The organism is Oleiphilus sp. HI0117 (genome assembly GCF_001635235.1).
Genome location: NZ_LWGA01000537.1, coordinates 1 through 222, shown reverse-complemented (window position 1 = coordinate 222; position 222 = coordinate 1). Strand labels below are relative to the sequence as shown.

The 222-nt window shown below is 43.9% G+C and carries 1 protein-coding gene; it reads right to left on the bottom strand.

What is annotated here, in order from left to right; translation table 11 throughout:
* On the bottom strand, positions 1–222 hold a 222-nt coding region (locus A3757_RS05965), incomplete at both ends, for a 4-hydroxythreonine-4-phosphate dehydrogenase PdxA (RefSeq protein WP_197469861.1).

The window sequence follows — 222 nt, the reverse complement described above, 5'->3', positions numbered from 1 at the left end:
CTTCTAAGTATTTTTTATTGAATAAGGTATCGGCAGGTAAGGGGCCTAGTAATTCTGCCTGGCTCTTAAAGCTTGCCATAACAGGCGCAATAATATCNATTTCTTCCCTGCCCATATGGCCGTTTTCACCTGCATGAGGGTTTAAGCCTGCCACGAGAATACGTGGTTGCTTGATACCAAACTTGCTCTTCAGGTCGTCAATGAGAATCTGAATGACCTGTT